The sequence below is a fragment of the Candidatus Bathyarchaeia archaeon genome (assembly GCA_038883335.1).
Lineage (GTDB): Archaea > Thermoproteota > Bathyarchaeia > Hecatellales > Hecatellaceae > JAVZMI01.
Map to the genome: position 1 here is coordinate 27,771 of JAVZMI010000006.1, position 17,680 is coordinate 45,450.

A 17,680-nucleotide genomic window follows, 5' to 3' on the forward strand; every position below is an offset into this window, starting at 1 on the left:
ATTTATGCTGTTGGCACTATACGAGACACTGAAGGCGCCACTGTTACCGTGATGAAAGTTGGGTATAGCCCAAGCAGTATTGTGATGACCGTTAGAACAATTACGGGTGCAACCATAAGCCGCGGGCCCTCTTTCACACCTGATAACTGCGGAGGGGTTTGGCCGAAGAAGATCCGCCTAATCGTCCAGAGGCCGTAGCCAGCGGTCAAAGCTGAAAAGATGACGGCGACGCTGGTTACGAGTACTCGCGTTAAGTCAGTGTTCGTCTCGCTGATGAAACCAGCATACATGGAGCCGCTGAAGGTCAGGAATTCCCCCCAGAAGCCTATGAGAGGAGGAGCTCCCATTAATGTTAGGAACCCTACCATGGCGGCGGTGGCGGAGTAAGGCATCTTCCCCCCAAGCCCGCCGAGGCTCTTTATGTTTCTAGTATTGAGTGAATGGATGAATATGCCAGCTATGAGGAATAGGATAGCCTTACCTAAACCATGGCTAACGTATATGAGCACAGCGCCGGTGAGGCCCAAGGTAGAAACGGATACTACGCCGAAGAGGAGATACCCCATCTGACTAATGCTAGAGTAGGCTAGCAATCTTTTAATATCATCTTGAGCCAACGCCATGTAGCCGCCATAGATCATCGTTACCACGGCCAAGACTACCAAGGATGTTGTTAGCTGCCAATTGCCAAGAACCGTTGGGAAGCAAGTATAGATTATACGGATGGCAGCATACCCACCTATCCCCACCATCGCAGGCGAGAGCAGCGCACTTATTGGGGTCGGAGCTTCGGCGTGAGCGTCAGGCAACCATGTATGAAGTGGAAAGATAGCCATCTTAACGAAGAGCCCTATCAGTATGGCCAACGCGATGGCTATGGTGGTTGTGGGGTTTACGCCATGCATCCCGGTAGCCACATCGAAGACGTCGAATGTTCCAGAGATGAAGCGGGTTGTCACTATCCCAGCGAGTAAAGCTAGAGCACCGGACTCTGTGAACATGAAGTATTTGAATGCTATCCTCTCCCTCTGGCCCGTACCCCAGAACCCTATTAGAGCCCAAGAAGGGAGGAGCATCAACTCGAAGAAGATGAAGAAACTCGCAAGGTTTGTAGTTAACACAGTCCCCAGCATCCCCCCCGCATAGAGCAGATAAAGAGCAAAATAGTGGCCTAGTGCATGCTCACGCTCCATGTAGGGGATTGAGTAGACAGCTATTAGAGCGGAGAGCATGGCGATGAGTAAGGCGAACGGTGCACTGAGTCCGTCGGCGACTAGAGTAAAATCCCCCACAAAGGCGCCCCAACTGTAAGATGCTTCAAGGCTCCCCCCCCAAGCTGGGAGACTGAAGGAGATGAAGGTGAGGATTGCCGTGCTGTAAGCCATGACGACGAAAGCCAGCCACCCCACATATTTACCCAATACCTTACTTGTGGCAAGAGACACAGCAGAGAAAACAATCGGAGCAAATACCACTTGAAGGAGTAGACCTCCGCCGTCGATCATTCTACCACCATCCATTAGCGATAACTATTGCCAAGAGGAAAAATACAAATCCGAAGACTACAGCGACCATGTTGTAACTTAAAACTCCGGTGTGGCTCCTCCGGAAACTACTGGCTAAACCTTTAGTTGCACCAGCCAACAAATAATTGAAACGGTCGATTCCTTTCAATTCCACATTCTCCAAGACCCAACGGCTGAAATCTAAAGTGGGATATACGAAAAGCCGGTAGGCGACGCGATTAATGTACCACCTGTTAAGGACAAATTCCCTTAGAACCTTTAGGGCAGTGTAACGCTCAAGGATAGCAGCGGGGTCGATTCTCCTTCTCACGTATAAGAGGTAAGCTGGAAAGGCCCCTGCCACTAAGGCGGCTAAGGATACAGTGGTTGTCACCCATACGGCCTCCTCCGGAGGCACTCCCGCTATGGCGGAGGGCTCAACCCCATTCGGAGAGCTGCCATGACCCAGCATACCTGTAACACTTACAAGGTAATCGCTGAAGACCTCTTCTAGCCACCCTTTAATGAGGCTACCAGTGGCGCCGAAGGCTATGGTTCCGGCTACGAGTGCCATGAAGGGCCCCCACATGATTACTCCAGTTTCATGCACATGATGACCCTTCGTCTCCAAGTTTTGGATATGGTTGCTCTTAGAGCCGAAGAAGGTCAGGCCGAGCATTCTTACACTGTAGAAGCTGGTGACAGCTACTGTGATGGAGGCTAGGGCGAAGATCCAGTATTGTCCGGCTTCAAGCGATGCCTCCAATATCATGTCCTTACTCCAGAAGCCGCTGAAGAGGAGGGGGACACCCATGAGAGAGAAAACTGCTAGACTCATACCCCAGAAGGTTATCGGCATATGCCGCCTAAGCCCTCCCATATGGTACATGAACCTCGACTCGCATGCGTGGATCACCGCCCCAGCGGAGAGGAATAACGCAGCCTTGAACATAGCGTGGCTCATAAGGTGGAAGACACCAGCCGTATAGCCAACTAAAAACTCGGCAGTTGACCCTGCAACACCTAATGCAAGCATCATATAACCGAGTTGGCTGACAGTCGAGTAAGCTAGAACCTTCTTGATCTCCCCCGACACCATCCCCTGGCTGCCAGCCACAAACGCGGTGATTGCGCCCACCCAAGCCACGACATAGAAGAAGTTAACCAGCCCGTTGGGTCCCCCGTGCCAAGCTGCTAAGTAGAACATCGGGAAGATCCTACCAACAAGGTACACCCCCGCGTTAACCATGGTTGCAGCGTGGATTAGGGCGCTGACAGTTGTAGGACCGCTCATCGCGTCTGGTAACCACTCCATTAGAGGCAGTTGCGCTGATTTGCCGATGGGGCCCCCAAGTAGGAGGAATACTGCAGGGATCAGGAAAGCTGCTGGAACCCGCAGTATGCTGCCATTCTGAAGGTCGAGGAAGTTTACCGTGCCGGTGAAGACTAGAATCACGAAGATCCCCAATAGGAGGAAGAGGTCGCCTATTCGAGTTGTAATAAACGCCTTCATCCCGCAGTGGGATGGAGGGTATGCCTCGGCTCCCTCTCCAACCCAGCATTTTAGCCAGTCCTCCTTAGCGTCCCGATACCAGAAGCCTATTAAAGCGTATGAGCAAAGGCCGACGCCCTCCCAACCGAAGAGAAGCTGTATGAAGTTATCGGAGAGGACGAGAAGCAACATGCTCCCTATGAAGAGGTTCATGAAGAACCAGTACCTCGTCAAACTTGGGTCGCCACGCATGTAGCCAAGACTGTAGACCATGATGAGGAAGCCTATTATGGAGACCACATTAGCCATGATAACGCTGAGTGGATCTACGATCAAACCGGCCATCAGCTTACTCAAAATCGGCGCGCCTGGTAAGAGAAGCCACTCAACTTGAGTATGGAGCAACCTGCCCTCCAAGATGTATGGTATCATAGCTACAGTCATCACGACAGCAAAAAAAGCGAACGCGACGGCGCCGTAATCTCTAAGCCTAGAATGTATCTTAGCAAGAAGGGGTGTCAACACTGCCCCGAGGATTGGGAAAACCCAAGCCAGCCAAGCAGTCCAAACGAACTCTGCGATATACCCCATAACCTTCACCACCCAATTAAAGCGCGGGTCGCACTCTCAACAGCATTGATGACCAAACCCGGCCAAACACCTGCCAAGATGGTGATAACTGCTAATATAACTATGGGCGCTACCATGATAGGGGAAACCTCCCTGGCCATCTCGATCGCCGGCCTCGGAGCCTTAATAACTAGCCGTTGGAGAACCCAGAGGTAATACACGGCTGCAAGTATGCTGTTTAAGACTATCACGATTGTAGCGCCAACCAGGAATGGGCTCTGAGCCAGGTTGAAGCCAGCTAGAATGATGAAGAGCTTGCTCCAGAAGCCGCTAAACGGTGGAACACCGGCGAGGGTCAGTAGCCCTATAGAGAAGGAGAACCCTGTCCAAGGCATTCTCCTGCCTATGCCTTCCAACTCTGAGAGATCTCTTGATTTGGCTTCGTGGATGAAACAACCGGTGCCGAGGAAGAGAAGCCCTTTCCCCACAGCGTGGTTGAAGATGTGGAAGAGGGAGCCCTCAATTGCCAACACCGCCACGAGCGCCGCAACCGTTGGGGTCGTGGGGTAGTAGTTGCTTAGCGCGTAGGCGCCGATTCCTACCCCTGCTAAGATGTATCCTATGTTGACGACGCTTGAGTACGCCAGTAGCCTCTTCACGTCGCTCTGCAATAGTGCCATGAGGTTCGCAACAGTCATCGTAACCAATCCGAAGAGTATTAAAACAGTCCCGAAGTCGAAGGAGAACGGATCGAAGACGGTGAATAGAACCCTGTATACCGCATATACTCCAACCTTGATTACAACTCCTGAAAGCATAGCACTTATGGAGGCTGGAGCTGCTGGGTGAGCGTCAGGAAGCCATGTATGGAACGGAACTATTGAAGCTGTGACACCGAAACCACAGATGAACATCGCCGCCAACGCCAGCAAAACAATGCCAGAAGGTTTAACCAGCGCTAAACCCTCAGCCACATATGTCATATCAAGGGTGCCAGTGAGACCGTAAAGGAAAGACATCGCGTAGAGAAATAGGATCGAACCGAAGGTGCTCATCACGAGATATTTGAAGCTTGCCTCAACAGGCTCCCAGTGATGTTTACGGTAGGCTACGAGGACATAAGCGGATATAGACATTACCTCCCAGAAGATGAAGAGGTTGAAGAGGTCGCCGGCAAAAGAGACACCAACCATGCCTCCAACCATAGCGAGAAGGAGCGCGTAGTATTTCTCCACACCTATGTCGTGCTCCATATACTTCAACGAGTACACCGCCACCAGAAGACCAACCCCCACGAAAAGGTACGCCATGAAGATGCTTAGATGGTCGGCACGATAGCTAACCCCTAGAGGCGGGCTATATGCCGCCAGATGATAGACCACAACTTTGCTTGGTGAAGCCTCAACATACCCTTGAAGCCTATGTATATAATATACGGTTACCGCGAGTACGCTTATGGAGAAGAGGTCCTTCAACTTCTCTAGACGAAATGCTCTCCCAAACAGAGCTACGATCGGAACTAACATCGCACCGGCTACGAGTGTGATAATTGGGAATAACGCTGGTACGGTTATAGCTTACCACCTCAGCCTTCGAAGCTTTTTTACGTCAAGGGTAGCATAATGCCTATAAGCATTTATGACGAGGAGAACCGCTATAGTGGCCACAGCAGCGGCTATCACGATCGAGACAATAACTACACTCTGAGCTAATGCGTCTGTGAATGGTGGGGACGAGATCGCGAACCCAAGAGCTACAAAGTTTAGATGGACTGCGGACGTTAGAATCTCTATGCCTATAACGATTTTTATCATATTCCTCTTCACCGTTATGCAGTAGGTGCCCAGAATGAAGAGGCCAACTGCTGCAACCATGTACCAACTGGCCTCCAAAACCATTCGTCTCACTCCTCCTCTTCCTCTTCCACCTTAGCCTCCTCGATTGTTGCCTCCTCCAAAGCAGTCGCATATCTCTTCTCTTCGAATAGTACAGCTGCGCCCACAACTGACACGAATATTAGGAAACATAGGAGTATGACATCGAATCCGCGGAATGTCCAGAGCGAAAGCACGTCGGGCATTAGTGAACGGGACAATATTGAGTGCCGAAAAGTGGAGAGGACACCAACTAAACCCAACATCACCATTGCAAATGTTACCACAGCGGCTAAGCTGACGATTTTATTTATGCGTCTCATTGTTTACAGTCTCCTAACAGTTCGGAAGGTTACCAGTAGAAGGACGACGACTGCCCCCGCGTAGACCAATAATTGAACAGCTGCTGCGAAGGGAGCGCCTAGGATGAAGAATATAACCGCCAACAGGACACTCATGAAAAAGAAGGCAGCGATCGCCTTCAGTATATTACGAATCTCCACGGCTATAAAGGCGCTAACTACCGTTAGGATGATTAACACCAGTTGGGAAATTGCCGACAGATCCAAAATCTCACTCAAGGTTCATCAGCCCTTCCAACGCTGACGCTGGAAAGTCGACAGATAACGTTTCATTGATGTGCGGCACCTCTCTTATCAATCTGCAGTGAAACCAGCTTCCGGCGGGACTCTTTGGGTGGAAGTGCGAGCCGTGAGGGTGAATATTTTAGGTTAGGTCGTTGATACTCAGCTAACTCCTGGTCGGGGCTCATGCTAAGAGCCAGCCTCGGGCAGTAGTCCACGCAGAAGCCGCAGAAACAGCACCGCCCAATATCTACAGCGGGGAACTTCCGTTCGTCGATCATAACGATCTCGACTGCTTTATTTGGGCATATGTAGGCGCAGACGCCGCAACCTACGCACCGATCCATGTCGAGTTTTAAGCGACCTCTAGCCCTCTCGACCGGTTTGAGAGCCTCATATGGATGGAAGACAGTGAACGACCTCTTTACGAAGTGCTCAGCGATCACCTTTAGAGGTTTCACCACAGCGGACATGCGAACCACACCTCTCCCATAACTTTTAGACACCTACTAGTGTTGGGGTAAATTGCACCAACGCTAAAGTTATTAGAACCTGTATGAGCGCCAACGGTATCAGGTATGCCCACCCTGCGCTGAGCAGCTGATCTATTCTAACGCGGGGGAATACCCCCCTGAGCAGCAGAATAATCATCATCACGATGCTCGTTTTAAAGAGGAACCAGAAGATGGGAGGCAAGAAGCTGGGGCCGAGCCAACCCCCCATAAACAGAGCCGTCAATAGGAGTGATACTGTCGTTAGGTCGAGGTACTCAGCCATCATGAAACATCCGTAGAGTACGCCGCTGTACTCTGTGAACCAACCATATATCACCTCCTGCTCTGCATGTGGTAGATCAAAGGGGCGCCTAGCCACCTCCGCCAACATAGCCACAAAGAAAACCGCAAAGCCGATAGGCTGGATAACCCCAAACCATACCTTTTCCTGACTTTCAACAATTTCTACAAGGTCGAATGATCCAACTACCAGAACCACGCTAGCCACAGCTATTAGTAGCGGAATCTCATAGGCTAACAGTTGGAAGGCAGCCCTCAGCGCACCCAAAGTACAGAACTTGTTTCGAGACGCCCAACCTGCAGCAATCATAATGAATGGACGCATCGTCAGGAGCAGAATTATTACGAGTAAGCTGAGTTCAGAGTAGTAGATCACCCAGTAACGCTCAGGCTGATCTGGAACGAAGGGGATGAGACCTGGCCGATATAGCCCGAAGGGCATGAAGGCCACAGGTAACACCGATAGGGTTAAGGCTGCGATTGGTGCTGCCTTGAACAGAAGTTTATGGGCATTGTCCGGAATTATAATCTCCTTCCCCAGCAGCTTGACGAAATCAGCTATAGGTTGGAAGAGGCCCATAACTGGGCCTACATGGTATGGCCCTACTCGGAGGTGGATTCGCGCGTTAACCTTCCTCTCGAACCAGACTGCCAATAGCACCGCTAGAGACAGAAAGATCAATCCAGGGAAGATTATGATTTTCACGAAAAGCTCCGCTATATAGCCTGCCTTCCAGAGTGCCCACACCCAGTTTAAGAGCTCTTCAGGCGATAGTACTATGTAGACCATTGGGCTTCTACCTGTCTATATCCAGCGGCCAGAGGTCGAGACTCCAGAGTATGGCTGGAACGTCCGCGTAGGGGACGCCTCTACATAGATGGGCTAGTGCTTCCAAGTTTCTGAATGACGGTGTGCTCATCTTCAACCGGTAAGGACGATTGGATCCGTCGCCGACAAGATAATATCCAAGCTCCCCCCTAGCTGACTCAACCCGGCTATAGACCTCACCAACTGGAGCTGAAGGTGGCGCCGGAGACTTAATTGGCCCTTCGGGTAACGCGGAGAGAGCTTGTCTAATTATCGAGACGCTCTGCTCCATCTCCCTGAGCCTTACCAGAGAGCGATCGTAAGAGTCTCCAACTGCGCCCACAGGCACCTCGAAATCGAACCGATCGTAGACGCCATACGGCTCATCCTTTCGAACATCGACCTTTAGACCCGAGCCCCTAAGGTTAGGCCCAGCTATACCAAGCCTCACAGCCTCCTCAAGTCGAAGTTTGCCTACACCTCTAGTTCTGATCTGAAAGGTGTAACTCTCATAGAGCATTTCATAGTATACCTTCAGCCGCTCCTCAAAATAACTCAATCTCTTTAGAGCTTGCTCTGTAAAGCCCCGAGGGAGGTCTTTACGGATGCCACCCGGTACAAAAAATGAGTATGTCACCCTTGCGCCGGTATGCATCTCAAGAAGGTCGAGGAATAGCTCCCTATCGTTTATGGGCCACATGAGCATAGTTTCAAGTCCTACCGAGGTTGACATAAGGCAAAGCCAGTAGAGGTGGCTTGTAATTCTGCTTAGTTCAGCCATAATAACCCGTATAAACTCAGCTCGCTCAGGAACCTTTACGCCCATAAGCTCCTCGGCAGCAGCTACATACCCCCAGACCACGTGTACAGGGTCGATTATGTTCGCCCTCTCAAGGGGCGGAATTATGTTCATGTATGTGCGGTTCTCCGCGATCTTCTCTATGCCCCGATGTGTATAACCTACATCTGGCTCCACGCCTACAACAATATCACCGTCGACATCGAGGACTACACAGAGGTGCCCGCTGATTGGATGTTGAGGGCCGAGCTTTACACGCATAACCGCCAAAAGAAACCTCACCCCTGAGGTCCGGTTGGCAACTTGAAGTCCTTTCTGAGTGGGTAACCCTTATCCCAGCCTTCTGGAAGCAGAAGCCCTTTAAGGTTCGGATGACCTTCGAACTCTAATCCAAGCATCTCATAGGTCTCCCGCTCATGAAGGTTAGCGCTCTCCCAAACCTGAGAGAGCGTGTCTATCCGTGGTTGATCCTTTGGTACAGCAGTCTTTAATGCTAGCAATATCTTGCCTGAAATCGACCAAACGTGATATATAACCTCAAACTCATTTCTGGCAGGGTAATCTACACCAGTGACGGATACTGCGTAATCAAAGCCAAGACTCTCTTTAAGGAAGGAAGCAACCTCAACCAGCCCCTCTCTCATCACCTTAACCTCTACTCTGTACTTTCTCTGGACTTTAGCCTCAAGAACAACTTCAGGGAAGCTCTTTCGAAGCTCTTCTACCAAGCTCACCTCGCGAGTGACAGCCTCCATTAAACAGTTACCCCTTAGACTGATTCGATTGGATTTTCTTCTGCAGCATCATTATGCCTTGAATGAACGCTTCAGGCCGCGGTGGGCATCCTGGTACATACACGTCTACTGGGACGATCTTGTCTACTCCCTGAACTACACAGTAAGAGTCCCACCATAAACCCCCAGATATGGCACAGTCACCTAGAGCTATCACATACTTCGGGTCAGGCATCTGGTCATAAACCAGCCTAACCCTTTTCGCCATTTTATTGGATACAACACCCAAGATGAAGAGGAGGTCACACTGCCTAGCCGCTGGGAATGGTAGAGTACCAAATCTCTCAGCATCAAACCGGGAGCAGGAGACAGCCATAAGCTCAGGGCTACAACAGCCAGTACAGAGGTGGACAGACCAGAGTGACCAAGCGCGACCCCATCCCAAGATCTTATTCTTGTAGACCTTAAAGGTCTCCATGCCTTTATCTAAGATGTTCAACCCCAAATCTTACACCTGACTGAGCGTAGGGAGATTACTGCACTAACTAGGGCTAGGGCGAGTATAGCTACGAATGCCAAGATAACGCCCGCCGCGTCACCGCCCATCCTAGCGATCGCGGTGAGTGCTGGTGCAGTTAAGAGTAGGAATACTGCCATAGCGCCGAAGATTGCATAGATCATCGCGTAGGGGTAATATTGGATGGTGAAACGCGTGTGGGCACTGCCTTCGGGAGGATGCCCGCACTCGAAGGTCATATTCTTTTTTGGATTCGGGTTTGAAGGGCCGAGGACCTTTCCAGCTAATACGAGTGAGAGGGGGAAGATTACCATAATCAAAACATAGACACCTAACCCCAACACGTCGGGTGTTTGAACCATGTCACCATCCCAAGCTGTTTATACTTTTGTTTTATCTCCTACCAGTTATTTTTAAATTTAAATTTCCTTGATTGAGATGATGGCAGCGGCGTTAGGCTAACCCTAGTGATATATTAAATATAAACTTTATGTAGAAACTTATTGTCATATATATGAGCCTATAGATCTACGGTGGAGTCTCCGCCTTTGTAATTTATGTTGCAGTGTTACATCCGATATTCTCTAAGCGTGAAACCAGTCTAAAGAGCTCATCAAAATATATAATCATACAGCAGTTTCAACAAAGCCTCTTCAAGAGACTACGAGCTTCCAACAGGACGCTGGGGATGACGAGGGGCACAAATTTATTCACGTAAAGGTGGGAGGTAATTTTCTTGACATGATCTTTAGAGCCACCACCAGCGATATAGCCCTCAGAGAAACTGGAGATTATATCGTCAATTCCTTTCATCGGATCTGTTGGTAGTGCGTAGTGTGCCGAGTAATATACGAACTCGGCTAGATCCCAGGGCTTATTTCCACCCTTCCCAGCCTGTTCTAAATCTACGAAGTAGATCCTCCCATCCTCACAAGCTACAATGTTCTCAGGCTTGTTATCTCCGATAGTGAAATCAACGCTGTGAATCTCAGCCAACGTCTTCCCAGCTCTCCAAAGTATAGACTTCACATCATCAGCGATCGCGCCACTTCTAATTACGCCTTTTATAAGTTTGTCAAGCCGTTGACCGTCGATGAATTCCTTGAAAAGTAGAGACCTATTCCAGCTTACACGCAAGATTGATGGTGTAGCGAACTTATGCTCCCTAAGGTAAAGGCTTGCTGCACACTCGCGGGCGAGTCTAGACTTAGCTCTGACGGAAAAGTTCTGAGCGCCTATAGCCCACATGGCTATGGGTAGCCATTTGAAATCCGCCCACTCTTCAAACTTTTTTACGACTACCCGTGAGACTCCGTCATCCCGAAATAAAAGTAGATATACATTATTAAGCACCCCTCCCAGCTTCCTGATTTCGACGGCTTTGCCGCTGAATGCGCCCTCTCTCTCAACGTAATCTTCTATGGATGTTTCATCGCAGAGCCTTATGAAACCGTCTTTTGATGGCAATATGAGGAACCGTTTAGGGTCAAGTATTTCGCCTTCAGCAGCCTTTTCTGAGAGCCTCAACTCAAAGCCTATCTCGGATATTAATTCCCTCAACAAATCGAGTGGAGAGGTTACTCCGGCGTAACCCCGAAATATTCGGCTACGCAAAACCTTTTCAAGCGATTTTATGAGAGCTACTTTTGGGAAACGTTTACTTAAGCATTGGGTCACGAAATCCTCTTTGACCTTCACCAGATCGCCGAGAAAAGTTATTTTCCCCTCGCCCTCAAGCTCCTTCAGGGCTACTTTATATCCCTCCTCAACTTGGGAGAGACAGGTATCGCGCTCATTACCGCTGAGCGACCTGTAGAAGCCCCACCACATGGCCGGGTGCATCTTTAACCTCCTCGCGATCTCATCGAATACGAAAAACCTATTCTCGATTAGAATCTCACCCGCGAGACTGGAGTATTCCTTTACCAGGTTTTCGATGCTTCTAAGGATTATTTCCTTCTTTAACCTAATTTCTTTCTCCTTAAGGTAGGATGGGTTCTTAAGGGGGATATAGGGTAGCGATAGCCATCCAGCTGCGAGCTCGCCAAGCGTTGCCCCGGTAACATCCTCCTCAAAAAGAACACGGTCAACTTGCAGAACTCTAATTCTGGAGCCTTCCAATTTATGGTGGGCGATTTTTATGCCCCTCAAAAAATCCTCGAGTACCACTAGAAGCAGGTTATCAGTTCCCAAACCTTGAAGACTCTCTGAGCCAATTAGGCAGACGGCGACTATCTTAGATGGGGCTGATAGACTCTGACATAGTGATTCAATCTTTGATTGGAGTTGTTGATCCATGGTATGCGGCAAGCCCTTTTGAAAGAGCCGAAAGACCATTAGGAGGGTTACCTCTCGGCTGTGATAAACCTTCCCCAGCAGTAGGAAGAGATATCACCCTAACCTTGGGGGAGGTAAAACTCAAAGAGACAACTCTGGCTTTCAGGCCTCTTATGCAACCTCTGGAAAGCTACAGTCTCCTTCAAGTTCCCAAGGAGAGAATTTACTAGGGATATGCAACTCTTCTCGCACCAGTCGTTGTAAACTTTGTATATGGGGCAGTTTACACCTACTCTGACTTTTCCATCCTTCTTCTCGACTTGTAGAAGCTCCTTCAACTCAATAGAGGTTAGGAAGGGCAGTCGAGCATTCTCTAGAAAACTCTCAAGCTCTCCGATGCTCAGCTTCCTCGGCAAACCGCTATTAATTAGGGCTCTGGCGAACGAGTTGGCACTTAAGCTCTTCCATTCCGTCAAGGTTTTAGGGGGCTCTAGCTTAATTCTCAGACAGCCCTCTGGCGGCTCCCTCTCACTATATTCGATGCGGAATTTTTTGAGCAAATCCAGTATCCAAGGGTGGCCCGGCCGACTTGGTTCATTGGCATGTTCCGCGTAGATCCACCTCAATTCAACCTCTGAGTGTAAACAGCCGTCCTCATAGCCGCGAATGTGCAACTGCCATACATCATCAAGTTCCTTAGATAACCCGAAGACTTGTCTTCCCTTAACCAGTTGCGGTGGTTCAGTAAAACCACAGTCCCTGAGGTTCCTCTCGAATCTAGCTAAATCCTCCATCCGAATCTTGAAACAGTCACAGCGCTCAGCCGTTGAAGTGAACTCCACTATTTAGCACCACCGCAATAAGTATGCATTGGTTTAGGTCTGTCAGGATTTACCTTTAACATATAGGTAAAGGGTATGGCATCCCATGTTCTCAACTTTGACAGGCTTCCACTTTGAGATCTCATAATCGTGAGATACCACCCTCGCCCCGTCCCTAAGTTCTTTCTCCAGCTTTGGCCTCACATGCTCGTTAGCCGAGGTTGTTAAGAATAAGGTCACAATATCAGCTTCGCCTATAGGCTCTTCAAGCATATCTCCACAAAGGATGAAGATTCTATCCTCGAGCCCAAGCTTCCTTATCGCCTCTCTTGCCATCTTGACAAGATCCTCTCTGATCTCTATCCCTACAGCCTTCTTTACATTGAATTGCTGAACGGCGGCCAATAAAATTCTACCATCGCCAGCTCCGAGATCAAAGAGAGTTTCACCCGCTCGCACCTCTGCGAGCTCCAACATCCTCTTTACCACCTCAGGAGGTGACGAGATAAAAGGTACGTACACCACGGTTTGTCACTCTAATTTATCTTAAATCCTTAAAGCGGCGACTATTAAAAGTTCCCCAGCCATTTTACGGAAACAATATAAACCACTCTATTTATCCCCTGCTTATGGGTTCGAGAGTGAGAGACATAATAACGCCATATTATTGCAGTCTAGCGCTAATGTTATGTAAGCGAGCAAGAGAGATGTTGCAAGATGAGACGGCGTACTCTCAAGCCTCCCAGTTGTGTAATTTCATCTCCACCCTCTGCGTGGAGAGTGAGCTTGATGAGTGCCACAAAGAGTCCAGTCTCTGCTCATCTGTCGCAAACTACTGCTTAGACGAGTCGAGAAGGAAGGAGACAAGGGAAACCTGCAATATTGCAAAGAAACTTTGCCCTAAGAATTATCTAATTGACGGGAGTTGATTTGAGGATGCCCGCGTGGGTAGAGATCTGTGTGCTCAATGAACCCGATTTAGAAAACCCAACATTGATCCAAGGTTTGCCCGGGCTTGGGTTCGTGGGGAAGATAGCTGTAGACTATTTGATTGAGGAACTTAAACCTAAGAGCTTCGCTGAGCTGTACTCCACTTATCTTGCCATGCCTGATGGGAGCCTTGGAATTCAAGTAAACTCGGATGGCACATATACTCTCCCAAAGTTTGAGTTTTACGCCTACACACACTCTAAACCTCATCTGATCCTTCTAACGGGGAACATGCAACCGGTAGCATCTGGCCAGTATGAGGTAATGGACAGTATTCTTGATTTCGTCCAGAGGTATGGGTGTAAACGGGTCATAGCAGTTGGCGGTTTTCGAACCCATACCGAGCAGATGTTAGGTCAAGTTTATGGCGTTTTCAGCGATGAGAGGACTGCTAAGGAGGTATGCAGTCTAGGTGTCTCTGCTAGTAGAGGAGGTTCGGTAACCGGTGCTTGTGGACTCATCTTAGGTTTGGGGTGGAGGAGGAAACTCAACTGTATAGGTTTGCTTGGAGCTACGAAGGGGGAGTATCCTGATGCACTTGCAGCTAAGGCGGTAATAGACGTTGTAGCCAGGCTGGTGGGACTCCAGATAAACTTCCGCCGGTTGGATGATGAGATAGAGAATCTGCGAGCAAAGTTAGAGATCATCAACAAACTTCAGAGCGCCAGCCTTAAAAAAGTTCTAAGAGACGAGAAGGAGTCATTCTACGTGTAGTCTACTAGGGCTAAGCTGAAACTCCACTCCTAATACGTGTCAGGCTTGACTGAGGTGGATCAGGATTGTATGAGTTGTCGAAAGAAGAAATGCGGTTGATGGCCGAATCTTTGGTAACTCGTTCTATGCGAATAGGGAGGAAACCTGACGGCGGCCACGAGTCGGTTAGGATAACCTATAATTCTACGGACCCCAGCTGTGAGGAGTTCGCATTCATGGTGGAAGAGGAGTGCTGGAAAGTCGGCGCTCACACCCTACTGGTTCCTTACCGCTCATCAAGAGAGAGAACCCGCTACATCCTAACTCCTGAGGACTCTCTGAAAGAGATGAGCCCTCTCGCTAAGGCTATAGCTAAAACTGTCGACGTCACCGTTTTCATAGGAGAGCAGGACAACCCACGTTGGTCCTATGACCTAGGAGAAAAAGTTAGGCTCACAGGTCCCATAAGACAAAAGCTCAGGGAGATCTTAGACCGTAGGAGAGTTAGGTGGGTATACTTCGGGTGGCCTATACCCGGGGCGGCGGAGGGGTACGGATGTGAGATCGGAGAGTTCAGGCGAATATTCTTTAACAGCATACGGAGTTCCTTCTCCGAAGAGGTAAGACGACTCTGCGAGTATTATAGGGCTGCCTTAGAGGTGTGCCATGTCGTGTTGATAGAGGCGGAAGACTCGACCAAGTTAAGCTTGAGAGTTGAGGGCAGACCTATTCTTGTAGACAACGGGGTGATTTCGGAGGACGATGTGGCAAAGGGAGATGTAGGGTTGAATATACCCACAGGGGAAGTCTTCGTAGCCCCCATCGAAACCTCGGCTGATGGCGTTATCCTGTTCGACGTTGTGGCCGTCCCTGGATTCGGCAAAATTAAGGGTCTACGATTAAAGTTCTCTGGTGGGAAGGTTGTAGACTACGACGCCGAAGAGGGGCGGGATGTCTTCAAGCGGTTCCTCGACGCTAACACTGGAGAAAAAGATCGAATAGCCGAGTTAGGCATTGGATGCAACCCCGGCGCCGATTATACGGGTGGATGCATAATAGTTGACGAGAAGATCTATAGAACTCTACACATAGCAATCGGAAGCAACACTGGCTCCTACCACGGGAAGAATAAGGCCTCCAGCCATCTTGACATGATCAAAGATATGCGGCGTGGCCGTCTATACTTTGACGGTAAGCTGGTAATGGAGAAGGGCGAGCCGATCAGGACGGTTTAGCCTCAGCTTACATAAGGCCAAATTATACGCTCCATACAAGTGTATACGTTCATCCTTTGGCCCCTCACGAAGCCTATTAGCGTAATATGGGTCTTCTCGGCGGCATAGACTCCAGAGTATAGAGGGCATGCTACAGAAGCCACTATAGGTATGTCAGTTCGCGCCGCCTTCAACACAATATCTCCAGAGAGGCGGCCGGTGCTGACGAGCAAGCAACCCTGTAAATTAACTCTTACTAATAGTGCCCCCCCTATTGCTTTATCGACAGCCGTATGGCGCCCCACATCCTCCGCGAACGAGATGCACCTCCCATCTGCTGTGAATACTGCTGCAGCATGCACTCCCCCAGTTGCCTTGAAGGTAAGACACCGCCGGTTAAGCTCTCTCAGCGCTTGGAGGATCATCCTTGGGTGAACTTTGAGGGCTGATGTAACCTTCGGCGCTGCCAAGTTGTCGAGCAGTTTAAGGAAAGAATCGAGAGAGTCGCAGGCGGCGTTAACAAATCTCGCTATCCCATACACCTTCGGTCCTAACTTGACATTCTTAGCTGTTTGAACCTTTACACACAGATCGTCCACTAAGATGTCTTGGATCTCCTCTATCGTTGTTATAATACCTTCATCCACTAAAAAACCCACCGCGAGTTCTTTCACTTTGACTGGAGAGGCAATTATAGTTGTGAGGTGTTCTCCATTGAGGTAAAGGTTGATAGGCCCCTCAACAACCACTACCTCAGCCTCCCTTCTAAATAGCTTGGTTCGCAGATTTAGCTTTAGGGCGTCAACTTTTCTAGTGGACAATTCTATCTCAACGAAGATCTTGTAGACGCCACTATTAAACAAGTGCGGTGTAATAGAAGTGATAAAACTGCGAAATGAAACTCGCGCGCATAGATTCTGAGTTCAACGAAGGTGGGCGTCGAAACTGAATGTTAGAAGATAGGGCAGTAACCTGACCTGCAGAAGAAGGTTGCATCCTCACGGAACTTCTTCAAATCCTCCTCGGTGACGGTGGGTTTATGGTTTTCGATCGCACGAAGTAGATCCTGCGTGGAAACCTTATAGTCACGCCCAGAGGTGAACTCCGCTTCGAAGGCGAGATGCGCCACCTCCATGCAGACATACTGAATATCTGCCGGAGTATAGCGTTCCGTTTTCTCAGCCAACGCGTCTATATCTACCTCTCCCACATTCAGGCTGCTGATATATTTCTCAAAAATCTTCTTACGTGCATCCCTATTGAGGGGGCCGATTGGCATTATAATGTCAAATCTTCCTGGGCGTAGTAGAGCGGGATTCAGGTGCCGCACATTATTTGTGGCACAGATTAGAAGCGCCCTTTCATTTTCCTTGAATACAGGCAGTTGCTTAAGCATCTCATTCGAGATAAGCCTCTGGCTCTCGCTGGCAAGCTCAGGCCGTAAAGCTAACTCTTCGAACTCGTCAAAGAAAACAACCATCTCTTCTACACCAACCAAGCGCTCGAAGAGGTGTTTTATTCTATGCGCAACCTGTTCGAGGCTACTAGTAGCCAGCTCGCTGGGGTGGATCTCCACGAAGCTCCAGCCGAGTTTTCCAGCTATCGCCTTGGCGAAGATTGTTTTACCAGTTCCTGGAGGACCAAAAAGCAAAATTGTTTTGGGGGTTATAACCCCGTGCTTCTTTGCTAGTTCCTTATGTAGGAGTGGATGGAGGATTCTCTGCTCGATTAACCTTTTCTCGTTTTCCATGTCAGCTATCTCGTCCCACAGCGAATAGGGAGGTTTCTGAACTATGTGGCCACCTATCTCCTGCAAACTCTTCCTCATGATAGCCCCGCTACTGAACCGCGAAACTACCATTTAGCTTTTATTCCTTTCACAAACCGAAAACTAGGCCATTTATGAGGGCGCTGCAAAACTGCGGAAATCTTGACAGTCTCATGTTGCCACTCCCGACGTGAAAAACTATCCGCCTAGGAGGTCGGGTAGGGCTTCGGAGAAGCCAGC

20 protein-coding genes are annotated in these 17,680 nt (G+C 49.3%); 3 read left to right on the forward strand and 17 right to left on the reverse strand.

The features are described 5' to 3' along the window. Nucleotides 1-2: 2 nt before the first annotated feature. From QXJ75_04105 to QXJ75_04175, 15 genes are all read right to left on the reverse strand, one after another. Nucleotides 3-1,520 (reverse strand): NADH-quinone oxidoreductase subunit M, encoded by a 1,518-nt coding sequence (locus tag QXJ75_04105; protein MEM3737253.1) that lies wholly within the window; start codon nucleotides 1,518-1,520, stop codon nucleotides 3-5. Next, nucleotides 1,507-3,588, reverse strand: coding sequence for an NADH-quinone oxidoreductase subunit L (locus QXJ75_04110; protein MEM3737254.1), 2,082 nt, complete (start codon nucleotides 3,586-3,588; stop codon nucleotides 1,507-1,509). Before QXJ75_04110 ends, QXJ75_04105 begins: the two co-directional genes overlap by 14 nt. Nucleotides 3,589-3,593: 5 nt before the next feature. Further along, on the reverse strand, nucleotides 3,594-5,093 hold the full coding sequence (locus QXJ75_04115; protein ID MEM3737255.1) for a proton-conducting transporter membrane subunit: 1,500 nt from the start codon (nucleotides 5,091-5,093) through the stop codon (nucleotides 3,594-3,596). 51 nt (nucleotides 5,094-5,144) lie between these two features. Further along, the gene (locus QXJ75_04120) at nucleotides 5,145-5,465 is read right to left on the reverse strand and encodes an NADH-quinone oxidoreductase subunit K (GenBank protein MEM3737256.1); all 321 of its coding nucleotides are present in this window, start codon (nucleotides 5,463-5,465) and stop codon (nucleotides 5,145-5,147) included. A gap of 5 nt (nucleotides 5,466-5,470) precedes the next feature. Beyond that, nucleotides 5,471-5,764: a hypothetical protein gene (locus tag QXJ75_04125; GenBank protein ID MEM3737257.1), complete on the reverse strand. Its 294-nt coding sequence runs from the start codon at nucleotides 5,762-5,764 to the stop codon at nucleotides 5,471-5,473. A gap of 3 nt (nucleotides 5,765-5,767) precedes the next feature. Further along, nucleotides 5,768-6,022: an NADH-quinone oxidoreductase subunit J gene (locus QXJ75_04130; GenBank protein ID MEM3737258.1), complete on the reverse strand. Its 255-nt coding sequence runs from the start codon at nucleotides 6,020-6,022 to the stop codon at nucleotides 5,768-5,770. 50 nt (nucleotides 6,023-6,072) lie between these two features. After that, the gene (locus tag QXJ75_04135) at nucleotides 6,073-6,498 is read right to left on the reverse strand and encodes an NADH-quinone oxidoreductase subunit I (protein MEM3737259.1); all 426 of its coding nucleotides are present in this window, start codon (nucleotides 6,496-6,498) and stop codon (nucleotides 6,073-6,075) included. Nucleotides 6,499-6,523: 25 nt separating this feature from the next. Further along, nucleotides 6,524-7,609 (reverse strand): NADH-quinone oxidoreductase subunit NuoH, encoded by a 1,086-nt coding sequence (gene nuoH, locus QXJ75_04140; protein MEM3737260.1) that lies wholly within the window; start codon nucleotides 7,607-7,609, stop codon nucleotides 6,524-6,526. Nucleotides 7,610-7,616: 7 nt separating this feature from the next. Further along, complete coding sequence (locus QXJ75_04145; GenBank protein ID MEM3737261.1) at nucleotides 7,617-8,687, reverse strand: NADH-quinone oxidoreductase subunit D; 1,071 nt, start codon at nucleotides 8,685-8,687, stop codon at nucleotides 7,617-7,619. Between the two features lie 17 nt (nucleotides 8,688-8,704). Next, nucleotides 8,705-9,181, reverse strand: a complete 477-nt coding sequence (locus QXJ75_04150; protein ID MEM3737262.1) for an NADH-quinone oxidoreductase subunit C — start codon at nucleotides 9,179-9,181, stop codon at nucleotides 8,705-8,707. Nucleotides 9,182-9,188: 7 nt separating this feature from the next. Next, the gene (nuoB, locus tag QXJ75_04155) at nucleotides 9,189-9,665 is read right to left on the reverse strand and encodes an NADH-quinone oxidoreductase subunit NuoB (GenBank protein MEM3737263.1); all 477 of its coding nucleotides are present in this window, start codon (nucleotides 9,663-9,665) and stop codon (nucleotides 9,189-9,191) included. Continuing rightward, on the reverse strand, nucleotides 9,656-10,039 hold the full coding sequence (locus QXJ75_04160; GenBank protein MEM3737264.1) for an NADH-quinone oxidoreductase subunit A: 384 nt from the start codon (nucleotides 10,037-10,039) through the stop codon (nucleotides 9,656-9,658). Before QXJ75_04160 ends, nuoB begins: the two co-directional genes overlap by 10 nt. 277 nt (nucleotides 10,040-10,316) lie before the next feature. Next, nucleotides 10,317-11,987, reverse strand: coding sequence for a hypothetical protein (locus QXJ75_04165; GenBank protein ID MEM3737265.1), 1,671 nt, complete (start codon nucleotides 11,985-11,987; stop codon nucleotides 10,317-10,319). Nucleotides 11,988-12,073: 86 nt separating this feature from the next. Continuing rightward, nucleotides 12,074-12,796, reverse strand: coding sequence for a hypothetical protein (locus QXJ75_04170; GenBank protein MEM3737266.1), 723 nt, complete (start codon nucleotides 12,794-12,796; stop codon nucleotides 12,074-12,076). A gap of 42 nt (nucleotides 12,797-12,838) precedes the next feature. Further along, nucleotides 12,839-13,300 carry a class I SAM-dependent methyltransferase gene (locus tag QXJ75_04175; protein MEM3737267.1) on the reverse strand — a complete coding sequence of 154 codons (462 nt, stop codon included), beginning with the start codon at nucleotides 13,298-13,300 and terminating at the stop codon, nucleotides 12,839-12,841. Between the two features lie 182 nt (nucleotides 13,301-13,482). On the opposite strand from QXJ75_04175, the gene QXJ75_04180 reads away from it, so the two are divergent. The 3 genes from QXJ75_04180 (at nucleotide 13,483) to QXJ75_04190 (ending at nucleotide 15,693) form a co-directional block, all read left to right on the forward strand. Beyond that, nucleotides 13,483-13,704 (forward strand): hypothetical protein, encoded by a 222-nt coding sequence (locus QXJ75_04180; protein ID MEM3737268.1) that lies wholly within the window; start codon nucleotides 13,483-13,485, stop codon nucleotides 13,702-13,704. Then, nucleotides 13,691-14,479 (forward strand): PAC2 family protein, encoded by a 789-nt coding sequence (locus QXJ75_04185; GenBank protein ID MEM3737269.1) that lies wholly within the window; start codon nucleotides 13,691-13,693, stop codon nucleotides 14,477-14,479. Before QXJ75_04180 ends, QXJ75_04185 begins: the two co-directional genes overlap by 14 nt. 74 nt (nucleotides 14,480-14,553) lie before the next feature. After that, entirely contained in the window at nucleotides 14,554-15,693 is a 1,140-nt protein-coding gene (locus QXJ75_04190; protein MEM3737270.1) for an aminopeptidase, read from the forward strand. A 2-nt stretch (nucleotides 15,694-15,695) separates the two neighbouring features. Here QXJ75_04190 and fdhD read toward each other — a convergent pair whose 3' ends face one another. Together fdhD and QXJ75_04200 are read right to left on the reverse strand one after the other, a co-directional pair. Beyond that, nucleotides 15,696-16,535, reverse strand: coding sequence for a formate dehydrogenase accessory sulfurtransferase FdhD (gene fdhD / locus QXJ75_04195; GenBank protein MEM3737271.1), 840 nt, complete (start codon nucleotides 16,533-16,535; stop codon nucleotides 15,696-15,698). 89 nt (nucleotides 16,536-16,624) lie between these two features. Next, nucleotides 16,625-17,533, reverse strand: a complete 909-nt coding sequence (locus QXJ75_04200) for an ATP-binding protein (protein MEM3737272.1) — start codon at nucleotides 17,531-17,533, stop codon at nucleotides 16,625-16,627. Nucleotides 17,534-17,680: the final 147 nt, after the last annotated feature.

Coding starts and splice junctions, on each gene's coding strand:
- QXJ75_04160 (MEM3737264.1), bottom strand. CDS start 10,039: ATGGTTCAAACACCCGACGTGTTGGGGTTAGGTGTCTATGTTTTGATT.
- QXJ75_04120 (MEM3737256.1), bottom strand. CDS start 5,465: ATGGTTTTGGAGGCCAGTTGGTACATGGTTGCAGCAGTTGGCCTCTTC.
- QXJ75_04150 (MEM3737262.1), bottom strand. CDS start 9,181: ATGGAGGCTGTCACTCGCGAGGTGAGCTTGGTAGAAGAGCTTCGAAAG.
- QXJ75_04145 (MEM3737261.1), bottom strand. CDS start 8,687: ATGCGTGTAAAGCTCGGCCCTCAACATCCAATCAGCGGGCACCTCTGT.
- QXJ75_04125 (MEM3737257.1), bottom strand. CDS start 5,764: ATGAGACGCATAAATAAAATCGTCAGCTTAGCCGCTGTGGTAACATTT.
- QXJ75_04200 (MEM3737272.1), bottom strand. CDS start 17,533: ATGGTAGTTTCGCGGTTCAGTAGCGGGGCTATCATGAGGAAGAGTTTG.
- QXJ75_04135 (MEM3737259.1), bottom strand. CDS start 6,498: ATGTCCGCTGTGGTGAAACCTCTAAAGGTGATCGCTGAGCACTTCGTA.
- nuoH (MEM3737260.1), bottom strand. CDS start 7,609: ATGGTCTACATAGTACTATCGCCTGAAGAGCTCTTAAACTGGGTGTGG.
- QXJ75_04180 (MEM3737268.1), top strand. CDS start 13,483: ATGTTGCAAGATGAGACGGCGTACTCTCAAGCCTCCCAGTTGTGTAAT.
- QXJ75_04110 (MEM3737254.1), bottom strand. CDS start 3,588: ATGGGGTATATCGCAGAGTTCGTTTGGACTGCTTGGCTGGCTTGGGTT.
- QXJ75_04115 (MEM3737255.1), bottom strand. CDS start 5,093: ATGTTAGTTCCGATCGTAGCTCTGTTTGGGAGAGCATTTCGTCTAGAG.
- QXJ75_04105 (MEM3737253.1), bottom strand. CDS start 1,520: ATGGATGGTGGTAGAATGATCGACGGCGGAGGTCTACTCCTTCAAGTG.